General features: G+C 38.7%; 16 protein-coding genes. 10 read left to right on the top strand and 6 right to left on the bottom strand.

All coding sequences use genetic code 11. The annotated features are described in order from the left end of the window. Window positions 1–866: 866 nt before the first annotated feature. From WDA22_10760 to WDA22_10780, 5 genes are read right to left on the bottom strand one after another with little or no spacing between them, the layout of a single operon-like run. Window positions 867–1,391 (bottom strand): DUF6527 family protein, encoded by a 525-nt coding sequence (locus tag WDA22_10760; GenBank protein ID MFA5833943.1) that lies wholly within the window; start codon window positions 1,389–1,391, stop codon window positions 867–869. After that, window positions 1,388–2,914: a phosphotransferase gene (locus WDA22_10765; GenBank protein ID MFA5833944.1), complete on the bottom strand. Its 1,527-nt coding sequence runs from the start codon at window positions 2,912–2,914 to the stop codon at window positions 1,388–1,390. Before WDA22_10765 ends, WDA22_10760 begins: the two co-directional genes overlap by 4 nt. Continuing rightward, on the bottom strand, window positions 2,907–4,250 hold the full coding sequence (locus tag WDA22_10770) for a ThiF family adenylyltransferase (protein MFA5833945.1): 1,344 nt from the start codon (window positions 4,248–4,250) through the stop codon (window positions 2,907–2,909). The genes WDA22_10765 and WDA22_10770 overlap by 8 nt, the downstream gene beginning before the upstream one ends. Then, window positions 4,247–4,624, bottom strand: coding sequence for an E2/UBC family protein (locus WDA22_10775; GenBank protein ID MFA5833946.1), 378 nt, complete (start codon window positions 4,622–4,624; stop codon window positions 4,247–4,249). The genes WDA22_10770 and WDA22_10775 overlap by 4 nt, the downstream gene beginning before the upstream one ends. After that, window positions 4,621–4,884 carry a hypothetical protein gene (locus WDA22_10780; GenBank protein ID MFA5833947.1) on the bottom strand — a complete coding sequence of 88 codons (264 nt, stop codon included), beginning with the start codon at window positions 4,882–4,884 and terminating at the stop codon, window positions 4,621–4,623. The genes WDA22_10775 and WDA22_10780 overlap by 4 nt, the downstream gene beginning before the upstream one ends. A gap of 375 nt (window positions 4,885–5,259) precedes the next feature. Here WDA22_10780 and WDA22_10785 point away from each other — a divergent pair, with 375 nt between their 5' ends. The 7 genes from WDA22_10785 (at window position 5,260) to WDA22_10815 (ending at window position 10,843) form a co-directional block, all read left to right on the top strand. Then, entirely contained in the window at window positions 5,260–6,225 is a 966-nt protein-coding gene (locus WDA22_10785) for a DUF932 domain-containing protein (protein MFA5833948.1), read from the top strand. A 205-nt stretch (window positions 6,226–6,430) separates the two neighbouring features. Further along, entirely contained in the window at window positions 6,431–6,721 is a 291-nt protein-coding gene (locus WDA22_10790) for a WGR domain-containing protein (GenBank protein ID MFA5833949.1), read from the top strand. Between the two features lie 8 nt (window positions 6,722–6,729). Further along, complete coding sequence (locus WDA22_10795) at window positions 6,730–7,632, top strand: hypothetical protein (protein ID MFA5833950.1); 903 nt, start codon at window positions 6,730–6,732, stop codon at window positions 7,630–7,632. Then, window positions 7,629–7,817 carry a hypothetical protein gene (locus WDA22_10800; protein MFA5833951.1) on the top strand — a complete coding sequence of 63 codons (189 nt, stop codon included), beginning with the start codon at window positions 7,629–7,631 and terminating at the stop codon, window positions 7,815–7,817. The genes WDA22_10795 and WDA22_10800 overlap by 4 nt, the downstream gene beginning before the upstream one ends. 201 nt (window positions 7,818–8,018) lie before the next feature. Continuing rightward, a complete protein-coding gene (locus WDA22_10805) occupies window positions 8,019–8,624 on the top strand; it encodes a host-nuclease inhibitor Gam family protein (GenBank protein MFA5833952.1) in 606 nt (201 codons plus the stop codon). Further along, window positions 8,566–9,021 (top strand): hypothetical protein, encoded by a 456-nt coding sequence (locus WDA22_10810; GenBank protein MFA5833953.1) that lies wholly within the window; start codon window positions 8,566–8,568, stop codon window positions 9,019–9,021. Before WDA22_10805 ends, WDA22_10810 begins: the two co-directional genes overlap by 59 nt. Window positions 9,022–9,322: 301 nt before the next feature. After that, the gene (locus tag WDA22_10815) at window positions 9,323–10,843 is read left to right on the top strand and encodes a tetratricopeptide repeat protein (GenBank protein ID MFA5833954.1); all 1,521 of its coding nucleotides are present in this window, start codon (window positions 9,323–9,325) and stop codon (window positions 10,841–10,843) included. A 308-nt stretch (window positions 10,844–11,151) separates the two neighbouring features. Here WDA22_10815 and WDA22_10820 read toward each other — a convergent pair whose 3' ends face one another. After that, on the bottom strand, window positions 11,152–11,511 hold the full coding sequence (locus WDA22_10820) for a hypothetical protein (protein MFA5833955.1): 360 nt from the start codon (window positions 11,509–11,511) through the stop codon (window positions 11,152–11,154). 773 nt (window positions 11,512–12,284) lie between these two features. Between WDA22_10820 and WDA22_10825 the strand changes: the two genes are divergently transcribed. The 3 genes from WDA22_10825 to WDA22_10835 all read left to right on the top strand — a co-directional run bounded on the left by WDA22_10825 (window position 12,285) and on the right by WDA22_10835 (window position 15,652). Further along, a complete protein-coding gene (locus WDA22_10825; GenBank protein MFA5833956.1) occupies window positions 12,285–12,773 on the top strand; it encodes a helix-turn-helix transcriptional regulator in 489 nt (162 codons plus the stop codon). Continuing rightward, a complete protein-coding gene (locus WDA22_10830; protein ID MFA5833957.1) occupies window positions 12,751–15,039 on the top strand; it encodes a VapE domain-containing protein in 2,289 nt (762 codons plus the stop codon). The genes WDA22_10825 and WDA22_10830 overlap by 23 nt, the downstream gene beginning before the upstream one ends. 208 nt (window positions 15,040–15,247) lie before the next feature. Next, window positions 15,248–15,652 (top strand): hypothetical protein, encoded by a 405-nt coding sequence (locus WDA22_10835; protein ID MFA5833958.1) that lies wholly within the window; start codon window positions 15,248–15,250, stop codon window positions 15,650–15,652. The last annotated feature ends 21 nt before the right edge of the window (window positions 15,653–15,673 follow it).

The raw sequence follows: 15,673 nt of genomic DNA on the forward strand, positions 1-15,673 counted from the left end.
GAATCAGTATTTCAACTCCTTCACCACTATGAGATTCGCAGTAAGCCGATGTCGAGTCCCGAGCACGGGGTGCCCCTTTTCGAGAGAATTGGGGCGCTTTTATTTTAAACCCGGGCACACACTCTGAACTTTTTATATCAACCTCGTCCTGGAAATAAAAATGCCCGAACCCGATGGTCGGCAGTACTATATATATCAGTAAAATTTTATCCTTTTCGAACCTAAATCCACACCGTCCTCATCGAATACCTCCACTAAATGTTTCTGACCACATATAAACCACAATAATTCCAAAAATAATTTTACCAGAATCGCTTTTCATGAACAAAAACTCAGTATGGTTGATAAAAAAATCCAAATAAATTTTCTAGGAAAAGCGATGTCTACCAGGATTCGCGGAGGGGGCAGGGTATATCGATATTGCGGTTACGTGAATTGGTCAAGATTTGTATATTGGTATTAATAATTAATGGTTTAGAATGGAACAAGATTTAAACCGAAAATATTATACACCAACGGAGGTTGGGATTCGTTGGAAGTGCAGCGCAAAAACTGTGGTTCGATATTGTCAGGCTGAAGCACTACAACATATGAAACTGGGGAAGGTTTATCGAATATCGATTGAGGCTATCGAAGAATTTGAGAATAACTATTCATACCCACAGACATATAATATTATCTATAGAGGAAAAAGAATTCGAAATAACAAGTTATAATTATTAAGACCGGTAAGGGCAGCAAGAAGAACTATAGGATTACTTAGATCTCTTACTTTCTCGGTATTTTAAGAATCTTCAATTCTTCAGATATACCCGCTTACCAATTCGAATATCGTACCGACAAATAAAAATTCTTTGTTGCCCAAGTCATATCTTTCGATAAAAACCCTTCATTTCATCCTCGCCTTCGATAATAATACCCTGATTGACCAATTCTCTGCATGAACGCAGTACAGACCAGGGTATTTCCTCGATTGATTCAGCTATATCTCTAAAATGTATAAATTCATCTGGTGTGAACAAGGGAAGAATGCGTTTTGTAATTTCTACTATATTATCTTCTTCAAACCACCAATCATCATCAAGCCATAATACTCTGTTATTCCATATTATGAAATGGCTTTTACATCCAGAATCTCTCCAGACAGATGGATATAACGACATCCCTTTTACTTTTCGATACATTTTCCATGCTTTTCCAGTTCTAATATCCAAATTTATAGTTATTTGTTCAGCACAGCCACATGGACACATACAAACAAGTGATCGTAAAGAACCCCTTTCTACAATTACAACATCGCCTGACTTACGATTTTTTTTAATCGCGTCTCCATGATTGGAGACTGTGCCGTTCAATTTTATTTTTAGAGCTCTTCGATTGCTCGTTTTCATGTATTTGTTAGTATTTCCTGTGCAAGATTTGAGCTTAGGTAATAAGAGTATGCGGCAATTTGAAGTCCAAAGTTTGATTTGTTAATATAAACAGAGTGCTTTAATAGTTCATTTGCTAGGCATATTGCATATTCCATTTTGTCGACTCTTTCCATCAATGCATGTCGACGAATTTGGCGAATACAATTCCATTGTCGCATATAATATTCATATCCTTGACGTACTACAGGTAATCCGGAAACGTTCTTGTAACTGTATTTCTCTTTAACAAATCTTATCCATTCTTTAAATTCTTCTTCCTTTTCGATTCGTAATGCTGAAAAAAATGCAATTGACACATCTAATGTTGCTAAATCAACAAGAACTGGACCATTTCTACATTCGGAAAAATCGATTATGATTGCATCATAACCTTTTACAAGAATATTATTCGCATGAAGATCTCCATGTATAATTCCATTACGATGCTTATTACATGGGATTGTTTTTAATTTAGCAAGAAGCACATCCGGATCTAAAACATGTCCTATCTTTTTTGCCTCGGTGAGTATTTGGGGACTTTCATTAAATTTGTTTTGTTTAAATCTTTTTTCAATAGCGTCAAAAGGAGATCCATCTTCAATTTTTGTATTTTGCAACCATCGATCTAATGATTCTTCAAAAAGACAGTGCAGTGCATTGGGACCTGTTCCTTTTTCTATTGCCTCCAATAGTGGAATTGCTCGATCCACATAACTTGATACCAGTGCTCCGAATTCATCTGATTTGATACTAATTTCAGAGGAATGTATACTGCGATTGTGGTCAAGATTGGGACGCAAACTAAATGGGATATAAGGATTTACATAAGTCTTATAGTAATTATTTTCATTTATTATATCGTCTATTTTATCAAACTTTACAAGAAATGGTTGTAGTCGACCACTACTTATACCATCGTTGATTTGTGGGTAGACAGAAAAGACTTTAGCGGAATAACCCTGCTGATCTAATTGGTGAATATGGAGCGAATCGCAATCTGAAAAACTTCGACGCAGAAGTACATTTTGTTCTTCAGATAAGATAGTACCTGTCCTGGGATAAATTTTTAAGTTGATATTTGGATAAGGATTTGATTGCAATTGTGAAAAAGATCGAGCAACATCATTATATTCTATTGATTGCTTTAATTGAAATGAAATGTGGCTTTCGTTAAATGTTGAGAAGTCCGATTTGCCAAGGAATGTTTGCTTAATTCGGTTAACTTCAGAAGTGTCCTCAACAATAATCAGAATTTTTATACCGGAATATTTAACAAGAGGGGTTGAAACGATTCGAAGAAATGTAATTGTATTCCCTAATTTAATCGATTTATGAAAATAAATTACCCCTAAGCTTTTAATTAAACTTTGATCTGTAAGTGTTTGAGATATATTTGTCTTTACAGTTAAATAATCAAGCTTGATATCTCTGCACTGAAATTCTAGCATAACATTTTGTGCAGGTGTTCTGCCGATCCAGAATATCGTATTACGACTATTCATGTGGCGATACCAAGCGAACTGGTAGGCTCCATTGATCACCTCGGCCTAATGCCCCATGCCTCGAACAAACTATACAGGTGGGATATTGGGAAGCAGTAGCAGACCTTATTCTACCTTGAATAGCATCATAAATTAAATACCTCGCACTGCCTGGCAATTTCGTGACCACATTAAGAAACATTGTAATAGCTAGTGAAGCCATTGTGCTATTAATAGAAATAACCGCTGGTTGAGGCTCTCCTGCTCCTATAAAGTAAGGGTCTTGGGCAATTTGTTCTGGTGTTAAAAACTCTTGACGAACGATATTGGCATCCAAAAGCTCTTGACATGTAAGGCAGGCGTGGTCAGGCGAAAGAAGCTGCACACGTCCTGTAATTCTACTCACTATTTCCTGTATTGTAGTAATACTAACACCAATATCAATGGTAGGAACAAGATATTGATAAGCTAATTGGTTCAAAACCGCACGACTAGATTGTGAATCCGTGCAACAAAAAATAAAATCTACTTTTGATAATTTTTTAGCGACATCATCGTCTAAAATACTTCGTTGGAGCATTTCTACTTCAACTTTAGAACTAATCTTTTTAACATGTTCCTTTGCGACCCGTATTTTTGCTAAGCCTATATGTTTTTTATACGCACCTACTAAACGATTTAGGTTTGATTGTTCTACATTATCAGGATCTATAAGCAAAAAATTTTGGATGCCTAAATAAGTTAGTTGCTGACAAATAATTGAACCTGTCCCCCCTAATCCTACAATACCTACTCGGAGTTTGGTAATTGTTTGTTGGCCACTATTTCCTAAAATCCTTACCTGCCGTTGATGAAAACGATCCAATAATTTATTTCGAACAGGATCAAAAAGAGTTTCACGAGTTTTACCAATTGATATTACTTTAACTGCTTTTCGGCTATTTAAAATTCTACTTCGACAAAGATTCTCTCCAAATACAATTGCTGCATGCGGGCCTTCTACTTTTCTACTTTTAATAAACTTTGATAACAATATTTCGCCATCGTCATCAATGGTTGAAAAATTTGGTATGCTTTGTTCACCTGGATGTGTATGAACGAATACTAATCCAAACCCATTAATTTTTGCTCTTTTAACAAGCGGTGCTAGAAAAAGAGGATCTATAATTGCTTGCGAAGTATTGCGTTTTCTATAACCATCTGGGGTTACCATGTGAATTTCTTTAACCAACAGACGGTAGTAGTCCCCACGTTTTATGGGATTCGTTAAAAGAATGGCACACGTTTCAAATTTTGAACTCTGTAAACGTGTTTTCAAAAATACTAAATCGGATTCTATTATAATTAATTCATTCATTCAACAACCTTAAGGCGCGTTTCGATAACTTTTGCATACGTATACAATGTATCACGGTTGGGGCTCCATCGACTAGTATGCCAAGAAAACCAAAGCCAATTATCTGAGGTGCCTGGTATTATTTGAATGTTTGTATTCTTCGGTGAAGATCCATTCTTCAATCTCAGGTTTGGTTCAACCCAAAAACAATCTGGTGCACCGTGTGGATAATTTGCTAGCACTACAAATTTGATAATAGTTTTAGGCAAATTCCACCCTTCCGGTAGTGTAACGTTTGGCAAAGTTACGACATGTGATCCACCTCCAGATGGAGTAATGGATGCACCTGGGAATTCTGCCTGTAGAGTTATAAGTTGTTCGTCAATCAAGCTCATAGAATACCAAAATTTGCAGGAGGAACTGTATAAAAACGTTTTGGTCCTTTATCCTTTTCTAAAGAGATTGTTTCTGAATCATTAATAAGTCTGTCTGGCTCATCGCCTGGCCCTTCAAGAAATAAACTATAACTTGGATCAAATCCAGAGATCATTGCTTTAATCTCACCCCCTGTTAGAGTAGTCTTTTCCGTTTCGTATTTCTTATTGTCAACAAAAAAGAATATTTTATTTCCTGTTTCAGGTTTTTCGTTTGGCATATATATTCCCTTCTATAAATTGTTTCTATTTAACTAAAATAATACACGTAATAATCACCTATAGAAAAACTATTGCGCTAACATATATTTTTGAGATTTTTACTTCTAATCTCCTTTAAATAATAACAAATATCCCAGTGAAAGGAAAGTTAATCGATTGTTACTAAACGTTGTTAATTTATTATATTTTTTCAAAGCATTGCCTCTTTTTACCATTAATATAATTCAATCAATTCCACTTAAATTTGTATCATAGAAACATTCTTTTACTTCAATTGGATCATTCGTCAAACCGATTCAATCTGATCCCCATTTTTTGGTATAAGAATAGGTAGCTAGTTACATACCCTATTCACAACCATATATGGAGGATTCATGGCACACAACCTGGAACAACGCGAGGGTCAAGCCTCGATGTTCTATACCGGGGATGTCCCTTGGCATCAATTAGGACGACATCTCAACAAACCCGCAACAGCTGCAGAAGCAATGGAAGCAGCACGACTGGATTACACAGTCGTTAAACGTCCGATGAAAGCGATCATCAACGGTCACAAATATTCAGATGTTCCCAATGCGTTTGCAACACTTCGAAATGACACGAATGTTGTTTTGGGTGTAGTTGGTGCTCGATATGAACCAGTCCAAAACAAAGACGCGTTCAATTTCTTCGATCCTCTTGTGGACCGAGACGAGGCGATCTATCACACTGCCGGCGTGTTGGGACGAGGCGAAAAGATCTGGCTCTTGGCGAAGCTTCCTGATTATATCAAAGTCGGCCCGAAGAAAGACCCAGTAGAGAAGTTCGTCCTTCTCTACAACAGTCACGATGGTTCAAGTCATATCCGCGTAAAAATGAGTCCAATTAGGGTCGTGTGCCAGAACACCCTCACCGCAGCACTCTCAGGAACTGAATCAGAAGTCCGTATCAAACACACACAGTCCGCTCAGGACAAACTGCAGGAAGCTCATCAGATCCTTGGACTTACCAATCAGCTGTATTCTCAGCTTGATTTCATCTTCAACAGGATGGCACTTCGCAAAGTCTCAGGATCACAGTTGGTTGAGTATGTGAAGACTCTCATTCCGGATAATCCACAGGCAGAAAACAACACCCGGACCGAGAACATGCGGAATCACATCATCTCTCTGCATGATACCGTTCAGGATGCTTCGATGCACAGAGGGAATCTGTTCGGTGCATACAATGCCGTCACGGAGTTCGTTGATCACTACAGCAGCCAGAAGGATGCGAGCAAACAGCTTCGTTCTATCTGGTTCGGAGGATCAGGCGAGCAGCTCAAACGGAGGGCATACCAGCTTGCCGAGAGCATGTTATGATAACGCTCGATAAATCCAATGAGAAGCCGGTCACATCGACCGGCTTTTTCGTTTTAGAGCTCGATAAAGACTATCCGCCTGAGTTATGGGAATTCCTCCATGAAGCTATTGCTGATCGGCTGGCTCACATGAATCTGAAGGGATCCATCGAATGCTCAATCACAGGTATTTCACTTACTATCCAAAAACAAACCATAGGAAAGCTATGAATACAATTCGTTTAGAAAACACCTCTGCCGGCCATAACAAGTTTTATGAGTTTCAGGGTATTAAGAACAACGGCCGCTATACAGTGAAAGCGCTTTATGGTCGCATCGGTCAAGCCGGGCAGATCTCAGTGATCTATGACGGCGTATCACAAGCCGAAGCTGACCTCGAATTCCAAAAGAAGTTAAACGAAAAGAAAAAGAAAGGATACGTTTTTGTATCCAGAAACGGGAAGCCAACGACAACCGAGACTTCAGAAAAAAAAACTCTTCTGAGCCTGTACCAATAGTCTGGGCAATGAATGCCCAAGGAGTTAAAGATGAAAAACATCTCGATCAACTACTCAGAGATGATAACTATGTTGCACAAATTAAGCTCGATGGCATGCGAGCTGTTGTTCATGTCACTGCGAAGGGTCTTAGAGTATTTTCTCGCTCTGCTGGAGTTGCTGATCCTACGCATCCTCTCGAAAAGACAGCTTCACTACCACACCTTGCTTCGCTCGTATTCCCTGAACTAGTTGGAACGGTTCTGGACTGCGAGATCCTTGCACCAGGTAAAGATAGTGCCGAAATAGCCGGACTGGTTCATCGGAAAGAGAACTCTGATGAAAGCAACGAGGTGAAGATCTTCGTATTCGACTGCCTAATGATCAATGGCAAGAAGATCACCGATAAGTCTTTTCAGGCACGGTTCGGCTATCTTCTCTCCATCTCATACAAACTCCAATGCGATCACATCTCCATTCTGCCGTTCGCATCATCCCCTCTTCAAAAACGGAAACTATATGAATCCGTGATTGCTAGCGGTGGTGAAGGGATCATGCTGAAGAACCTCAATGCAACATACCTCGAAGGTGGCAGACCGGCAAACAACTGGTATAAAGCCAAGAAGAGCGCGACATATGATTGCGTGATTACTGGCTTCTCTCTTGGTAAAGGGAAATACAATACTCAGATCGGAGCGGTGAAGTTCGGGCAGTATGTCAATGGCAAGCTGACTGAGCTAGGTCAAGCATCCGGTATGTCTGATGAAGAACGATTGCTGATGTCAAGATGTCAAGATCAGTATATCGGAAAGGTAGTAACGATCAAAGGTATGGAACGGTTGAAGTCAGGGGCTATTCGTCATCCACAATATGGTGGCCTTCGAAAAGAGAAACAGCCGAAAGACTGTGTCTGGTATAGAGGTGAACAATGACACGATGGAGAGTTGAAGTAGATGAGACAATCCATCAGTCGACAGTCTATATCATTGAGGCGAAAACCCAAAAGCAGGCTGAACGGCTTGCAAGGAGCGAAGAAAGCGATATGGAACAATTGGCCTACTATGTCGAAGATCGGAAAGCAAACAAGATCCTCTCAATTGAAGAGTATCCGTATTAATTCATAGCCGCCGATAGTTCAAACTCAAACCACAATGAGCATTGTTGGGTTACTGACTTGAAGCGGCATTTGTTTTCAAACTGTACCTCAAAGGAAATCATTTATGAACATCAACTGGCAAGCAGTTTTTGCCGTCATTGAAATGGTGGTCGCGGCTGCAAAAAAAGTGGTCGAAATCGTCATTGAAAGGATGGAGAAACCATGATTGAACAAAAATCCCCCGATTGGCTTCAAGAACTCTTGGATGCTGAAGAAGAGAAAGAAAAGCATCAACTTATCGAAATGTCCAAGATCAAAGCAGACCAGGCATTGGCAGCTATCTCGGTCATCGAAGCCAAGATCAATGAGGTGAACGATATCGCTGAAAAGGAAATCAGCCTTATCCAGAACTGGAACATGTCAGAGGTTGCAAAGCTTCAGAAGAAGATCGATTGGCTCGTTTGGAATATGCAGAACTGGATGCAGTCTACCGGTGAAAAGACCATCTCTCTCCCACACGGCAAGATTGCATTCCGCATGGGTCGGGACCGGTATGAGGTGGTGGATCTCCCTCGCTTTCTTCCTATTGGCCAGAAACTTGGACTGGTCCGGGTCACACCAGCCAAGACAGAACCGGATCTCATCGCAATTGCCAACTATACTAAGTTGAATGGAGGAAAACCTCCCGTTGGAATTATGAGAACACCTGCACAATCACACTTTTCATACAAAACGAAAGGAACAAACGATGTCGAATACGAACGGAACGATGAACAAGCCCAAGCTGGAGCTATCGCAGGGAATTCCAACCAAGCTCACGCTGCTTAAGGATAAACCATATATCGGCCAAAACAACTACGGCGAGTTCTATCTCTATTCTGCGAAGGATGAGAACGGAGTGGAATATAGCTATTTCGCCGATGCTCCCATCCACCAACTGATCCAGGAGCACAAGCTGAAGGCCGGTAGCTCATTCGTGCTTCAGAGAGTTGCTGTGATGAATGGAAAGAAGACTTCTTCAAAGGTGGAGTTTTCGATCATCGGGGAGCCTGAGCCTGTGCCTCAAATGCCAACTTCCCAGTCGTCTGATAACCTGAAAGAATTGCTTCTTCTGTGTGTTCGAGATGCTGCGGATGTTGTGAAGTCTGCGGGAATTCAGTTCAATAATGATGAACTTCAGAAACTTGCAACAACGCTATTTATTCAAAGATCCCGCAATATTTAGTTCTTGGTTCCTTCTTTCGGCAAATCTCATTACATTAATTCCGGCTAGGACACACAACGATACAAAGCGACTCACAAGAGCGCCTATGCAATTTATTACTCGGCAGCCATGTCTATGGTTGCTCCTGTATGCCATTGCATAGGTGTCTTAGTGCGTCCTAGCCGACTCATTTAGGTTGCCGAAGCGAAGGCTACAGGAGCTTTTATTTTGTGCCGGTCGAGATTTTATCATGCCTCTGATTCTTCGGTAAGAAGATGATGAGGCTTTATCATTTTAAATCATTTTTGTCAAAGGATGTCACATGAAAAAACGTAATAGATACATGCATTTATATGTTCTGTTTTTTACTTCGATTAGTCTATTTAACACAATTTTCTCTCAAGATGTCAGTAATGAACTATCATTTGCAAAAGTAGTGTTTGAAAAAGGCAACTATACTGAGTGTATTAGCCTCGCTGATTCATATCTAAATAATAATGATAATTTTTATATGTCCAATGATCCTAGAGGTGTCGGGTTTAATTGGACTAATTTGTTAATACTTGGATTGAAAGGGCAAGCTTTATTTGAATTGGAAAGGTATACTGATGCCATCGCTGTGTTAAAAGATTTTGATGAACGAATATTAAAATATAGTAACGAACCTTATCGTCGTATTGATCAGGATGATATTGATATGTATAAATCAGAAATCGCCAACAATAGAGCAACGCTTGGTCGGTCCTATATCATTCTGGGGTATTTTGCGCAAGCAGAAGATTATTGCGAATACGCATCTAAAAATTACCCTGATGATCTTTCATTTATCTTAAATATGGCGCACTGTTTATTCTTAAATAATAAGAAAGATGAAGCAAGGAAATATTACACACATGCTGTTAATTTAATTATTGATACTCAAGAATTTGACGATTATATCACTCCAGATTTTAATTATTTTATTAGTAAGAATTGGGAAATAGAGGCATTAAGTGAACAATTGGAAGAAATGAAAATATATCTCAATTCAAGGAATATTCCATGGGACGCACAAAGACCAAATGAATTTCAACTTTGCAATACAACACAATTTGATAGCTTAAAGCAGTTTTATATTACTGAAAGTGATAGGGCAATAAGTTCAATCTTTCATTTTACAACCAAGTTCAATAATTACAATTATGAAGAAGCAGCGACCGAAGAAGGAGGTGTTAACCACTTTAGTATAAAACGATTGCAAACAGAGCATCAAAATATTTTAGATAAAGCAAAAGACATAGGAAGTATTTACCCAGGTAAATTTGTTTTGGAGAATAATTTTATATTGAAAACAGAGTCGTATGATTTCAAATCCCATTCTTTTGTCGTAGATCTTTTGCAAATTCTCAATGATAACCTCCCACATGAAATTTTATTTTTTAAGTATAAAAGAGAACATTTCAATTATTGTACCTGGTCGGGTCTGAGTTATAAAATTATCAACTTACCATCTAAGCTTAAAGTGAATGTTGGCAATGTAAACTTGGCAGAAGATTTTTCAAAAAGTAATTGCACGGTCTATTATTATTTTGAAATTCCAGATCATATTTCACCGGTTGTAAAACAGACAAAGGTAGAGTCCACATCGTTTTTTGTGTTTTTGCTAACAAAAGGTTACAAATCAATCAAATCAGTATCTAAAAGTCAATTACCCAAACTTGAGAAAGAATACAAATATAAAAATCACAATGATTCGCCTTACGACATTGATATTAATTTTACTATGAATCTTATTATTAATCGGATCGAAATGAAACTACCCAACGATCAGTTAATAACTTGGATACCAAAATCTATAAAATGATTTAATACAAGTTGGCTTAACTTATTTTCCATATTATAATATTATGGACAAATGAAATAATTGTATCTTTTCTCAGATCCTCATACCCTGATTTGTCATCGCTCCATAAAGACCATCCTAAAACCTCAGCAATCGATTAAAGCTGCGCTTTAAAGTATACTGAATCCCGGAGTGTACCGTAATCCCGATAATATAGTGAATCGCTTATAGGTCAGAATTGAACGGTTTTTCCACGGTACGATCCTCTTCTCTTTAAAAATACAAACCCGGGAGCCGAATACTCTCCCGGGCCAATTCAATCCATAATCTCAGTTTACACTGAGCCGACCTTCTGGTGCACTCGCAAAATCATGTGACCTTGCAAATACATCCAAAGGTGCGAAACCTTCTGGATGAGGATAATCTGCGACAGCATTCGCAGTGCGTCCCAATACAAAAGCAACTTCAGCAATATTTGCACGATAGCTGCTGATGCAGATTTCGTGATGTATTGTTGATGATCCGCTTTCGGCCATAGGGTCGTTAACGGAGACGCCAACACTGAAGATAGCCGTCAGGATATACTTCTCTCCCGTAGGATCTATTGCTTCAAGTTCCGTGTTGGCATCCGATATTGCTTTGGTAATTTTATCCATGACGTTATCATAGATTTGTTTTGTTTCGTCCATTTATGCTCCTAATCCCAATAAAGGGAATTAGAAAGGTTTTGTAGCATGGCTTCAGGCAATTTGCCATGTTTCGCCATATTTTATTGGACGTATAAATTTAAAGATTTATTGGGTTAAACTCCATACTTCGCCATTTCGACAAAACCCTATAGAGATTGGCAAGGTGGCAAAGTGAGTTTGCCATTTAGACAATTCGCCATTAATTTTGCCATTGGCGAACTAGCAAACTTTTCATCAATCAGGGGACAAACATTTTGTGTTCTATAAAAAACAAAAAATATATTCGCCCCGAGAATACCCGTAGAATATTAATCAAACTGAATTGAAAGCATGGATTAGTGCATCTTTTTTCTCAAATACCTATCGCGTTACTATCACATCAGATCCAACACCGTCCTCTCTAAAACACCTACAATCGTTTAAATTTGAGTTTTAAACCATGCTTGTAAAATGGGTGTACTGTTTTGACTAAAATTTAGTCTGTCTCCTTATAATCCATATTTAAAGGATTATATCGATAGCCACCCGACTATGCTACAATACCATACACCGGAGTTATAAAAATATTTTGCGATATCACAACACACCTATTGACGTAATGAAAAATATTTCATACAGTAAGGTATATAGAAAAGCAAACCCAGATATCATCTGTCACTGCTTCCCATCATCGCAACAATTCTCCTAAAATCATTTCAATCCGAAATACAGATCCCTTCGGCTGAAGTGCTTTAAACAAAATGTACTATTGGTTGTACAACAAAGGAAACACTATGAACCTTACTGAGATAAGAAAATCAAAATCAATTCGGATGACTGACCTTGCCAATCAATTGGGCATCTCCCAAGGACATTTTTCCAACCTTGAACGAGGAAAGCGGCCATTGAATGATAACTTGATTAATAAAATTGCTGATATCCTGGGTGAGCCAGCTACATTAATAAAACAATCAATAAACTCCTCAGAACCAAAATCATTAAAATTAGGGAGCTGGATATCCAACATCAGAATCTATGGTTTGCCATTTGTCAAAGCATTCCGTTATTACATTGAGAACAACAACTTGCAAGCTCAAGTTGGCGATGAAACCGTTTTGAGAAACACCTTAAAACATTTCATCGAAACAAATATCGGGTATTCAGTGGTAGCCGAGCTCTCCGAGAACAAAGCAGTACTAAACCATATCCGTGAACACATTGGTATGGAAGAAACCCCTAAATCACAGAAAGATAACATCAATGAACAATCTACAGGACAATAATGAATTAAAAGCGAATGATAACAATCTCCCGCTAATAAATACTGAAAATGCCGCAATAGCATACGCTGCTGCTGGCTTATCAGTCCTCCCACTCGAACTACCTGAAAAGAAACCTTCTGGAATAGCATCATGGATTCCATTACAACAAACTATTGCATCATCTGAAGAAATTAGACGGTGGTATATGCGTCCAAATATTCAGGTCGGCATTATCTGCGGTAAAATATCAAATGGTCTTGAGCTACTAGATTTCGATGAAAAATATAATATAGAAAATATGTCTTTGTTTTTACGGTTCAGCTCCATTGTAGAATCTCTCTCCCCTGGTCTGATAGACAAACTCGTACTTGAAAAATCAATAAGTAATGGTTTCCATCTTGTTTATAAATCTAATGTTATAGAGCGAAATCAAAAGTTGGCAATGCGTTTGCCTACATTAGAGGAAATTGAATCACCAAAGACAGCAGGAATAAAAGCAGGGCCAAAAACCTTGATAGAAACTAGAGGTGAAGGTGGCTATTTTATGTGTGCTCCTTCGATTGGATATAAAATTATACATGGTTCGTTTGAGAATATTCCGATCATTACAAAAGAGGAAAGAGATATTCTTTTAAATACGGCGAGATCCTTCAACGAAGTCCTCAAAGAAGAAGATATTATTAATGCACCAATCAATTTGGATGGGTTCGATAAACGTCCTGGCGACGATTTTAACATACGCGGTGATATAAAACCAGTGCTGCGGAAAAATGGATGGAAAAGTGTTGGAAAAAATGATCGCGGGGAATACTGGCGCAGACCAGGTAAGACAATTGGGGTGAGCGCACTGCTTATTTCTGGGAAAAAAGATGAGATTCCATTATTCGCCGTGTATAGTACGAATGCCCATCCTCTTGAAGCGAATAAATATCATACACCTTTCAGCATATTCACTCAACTCGGTCATGGAGGGGATTATCAGAAAGCCGCTGCAGCCCTAGCTAGTGAAGGATTCGGATCAACCACGATATCAAAAGCTGAAGAACATCTTAGCAATCGATACGAATTCCGTTTAAATATTATCACCAGCAAAACTGAATACCGAAAGATTGGCAGTACCCAGTATGAAGAGATCACCGATGTCCATTTAAATTCTTTATATCGACAGCTTCAACGATATCATATTAAAATTGGGCTGGACGTTCTGGCGAGTTTATTACGTTCAGATTTTGTACCAATATACGATCCATTCCTTGAATACTATTCCTCATTACCAAAATGGGATGAGAAAACTGATTATATCGAGAATCTTTCAGAGACAGTAACGCTACGATATCCGGAAGGCTCAGATGCGACCAAACAGAATGAACACAAGAAACAGTTCGTCCAACATTTGAAAAAATGGATGGTGAATGCTGTTGGATGTGCAATAAACCCTGAAATTACAAATCACAACGCACTAATACTTGTCGGTCCTCAAGGAAGATACAAGACAACATGGCTAAATCGATTTGTTCCTAAAATTCTGGACCGATATAAATTTGTCGGTACAATTAATCCTGACAACAAGGATACCCTTATCCACCTTTCAGAATGCTTTTTGATTAATCTCGATGAATTAGAGACCCTCAAAAAGGGAGAACTTGGTTCGCTGAAGTCAATTATGACATTGCAGCACATCCATGTTAGAAGGCCATACGGCAGAATTGCGGAGAATCTTATCAGACGTGCCTCATTCGTTGGATCCATTAATCGGCGTGAATTTTTAAATGATGAAACAGGAACAAGACGGTTTTTGACCTATGAAATTGAATCTATAGATATTGATTCCCCCATTGATATGAATAAAGTCCATGCACAAGCGTACTATTTGTATAAGAATAACTTCCAATACTGGTTTAACACAAATGAGATTGATACTGTGAATACATCGAATGAACAATTCACTGTTCGTGCAACCGAAGATGAACTGGTTGAAAAAATGGTTCGACCGGCGACAAATGAGGAAATCAACACCGGCACCTGCAAATGGAAATCTGGTACAGAAATAGCACTGTATGCGAATTTCATTTTTAAGTTTCCAGTCAATAAAAACAGTGCAAGAGATTTTGGAACTGCATTGAAAAGAGCTGGATTCGAATCAAAGCGTGTGAAACGGGGGATGCAGTACGCAATTATTGAACTACCAGAGCTTGAATATTATACGAAGACACTTGCAACTAGCAACCAAGCACCACCTACCACCGTCCCGGTACCGGAGGAGCTGGGAGCAGGTGGCAGGAAGTAGCTGACCGAGGTGTATGTGAAAGTCAGTTGGTGTAGGTGGAAATTTTTCACATACACCGAGATTTGATCAATGTTTACAGTATTGGTGTATGTGGTGTATGTGAATTTCAAACATTCAGTATAATTACTATGGCTATTAATTAGTAAGTTTTTGGAATAGCATACACACCTACACCACCTACAACTGAATTATCACAGGGAGAGAAGAAATGAATACTATTAGTGGAATATTGAGAAGTAATCTTCTCGATAAAGATTTTGAGTTGTTACTACAATCACGCATGCTTTCAGATATAATAGACGATGGTTTTGCTACCAACATCGATCTCAAACATGGGCTGTTCGGTCAAAAGAAAATCTTATTATCAACGAGATTGAATGATTTTGTTGAATCCATTTTGATTCTTGATGGCTTGGATTTAAAGTTTCGCAAAGGGATCAACAGGCACTGGGGAACAACTGAAAGGATGCTGAAGGTTGTTGAAAAGCTGTCTGGAAGAGCTATAAGCCACGGAGCACTCCTGCTTGCCCTCGACCTTAGAGGAATGGCGTTTGAAAGCATTGAAGGCCGTAAGGATGCCTTCATGAGCATATCGGATCGGACAAAAACATAGAAGGTGTTGTGCTCTTCTTTT

The sequence above is a fragment of the Bacteroidota bacterium genome, assembly GCA_041658205.1.
Classification (GTDB): domain Bacteria; phylum Bacteroidota; class Ignavibacteria; order UBA10030; family UBA8401; genus UBA8401.

Bases quoted from the DNA above. Each gene is read 5' to 3' on its own strand.
- WDA22_10760 (MFA5833943.1), bottom strand. From the start codon at position 1,391: ATGAAAACGAGCAATCGAAGAGCTCTAAAAATAAAATTGAACGGCACA.
- WDA22_10765 (MFA5833944.1), bottom strand. From the start codon at position 2,914: ATGAATAGTCGTAATACGATATTCTGGATCGGCAGAACACCTGCACAA.
- WDA22_10770 (MFA5833945.1), bottom strand. From the start codon at position 4,250: ATGAATGAATTAATTATAATAGAATCCGATTTAGTATTTTTGAAAACA.
- WDA22_10775 (MFA5833946.1), bottom strand. From the start codon at position 4,624: ATGAGCTTGATTGACGAACAACTTATAACTCTACAGGCAGAATTCCCA.
- WDA22_10780 (MFA5833947.1), bottom strand. From the start codon at position 4,884: ATGCCAAACGAAAAACCTGAAACAGGAAATAAAATATTCTTTTTTGTT.
- WDA22_10785 (MFA5833948.1), top strand. From the start codon at position 5,260: ATGGCACACAACCTGGAACAACGCGAGGGTCAAGCCTCGATGTTCTAT.
- WDA22_10790 (MFA5833949.1), top strand. From the start codon at position 6,431: ATGAATACAATTCGTTTAGAAAACACCTCTGCCGGCCATAACAAGTTT.
- WDA22_10795 (MFA5833950.1), top strand. From the start codon at position 6,730: ATGAATGCCCAAGGAGTTAAAGATGAAAAACATCTCGATCAACTACTC.
- WDA22_10800 (MFA5833951.1), top strand. From the start codon at position 7,629: ATGACACGATGGAGAGTTGAAGTAGATGAGACAATCCATCAGTCGACA.
- WDA22_10805 (MFA5833952.1), top strand. From the start codon at position 8,019: ATGATTGAACAAAAATCCCCCGATTGGCTTCAAGAACTCTTGGATGCT.
- WDA22_10810 (MFA5833953.1), top strand. From the start codon at position 8,566: ATGAACAAGCCCAAGCTGGAGCTATCGCAGGGAATTCCAACCAAGCTC.
- WDA22_10815 (MFA5833954.1), top strand. From the start codon at position 9,323: ATGAAAAAACGTAATAGATACATGCATTTATATGTTCTGTTTTTTACT.
- WDA22_10820 (MFA5833955.1), bottom strand. From the start codon at position 11,511: ATGGACGAAACAAAACAAATCTATGATAACGTCATGGATAAAATTACC.
- WDA22_10825 (MFA5833956.1), top strand. From the start codon at position 12,285: ATGAACCTTACTGAGATAAGAAAATCAAAATCAATTCGGATGACTGAC.
- WDA22_10830 (MFA5833957.1), top strand. From the start codon at position 12,751: ATGAACAATCTACAGGACAATAATGAATTAAAAGCGAATGATAACAAT.
- WDA22_10835 (MFA5833958.1), top strand. From the start codon at position 15,248: ATGAATACTATTAGTGGAATATTGAGAAGTAATCTTCTCGATAAAGAT.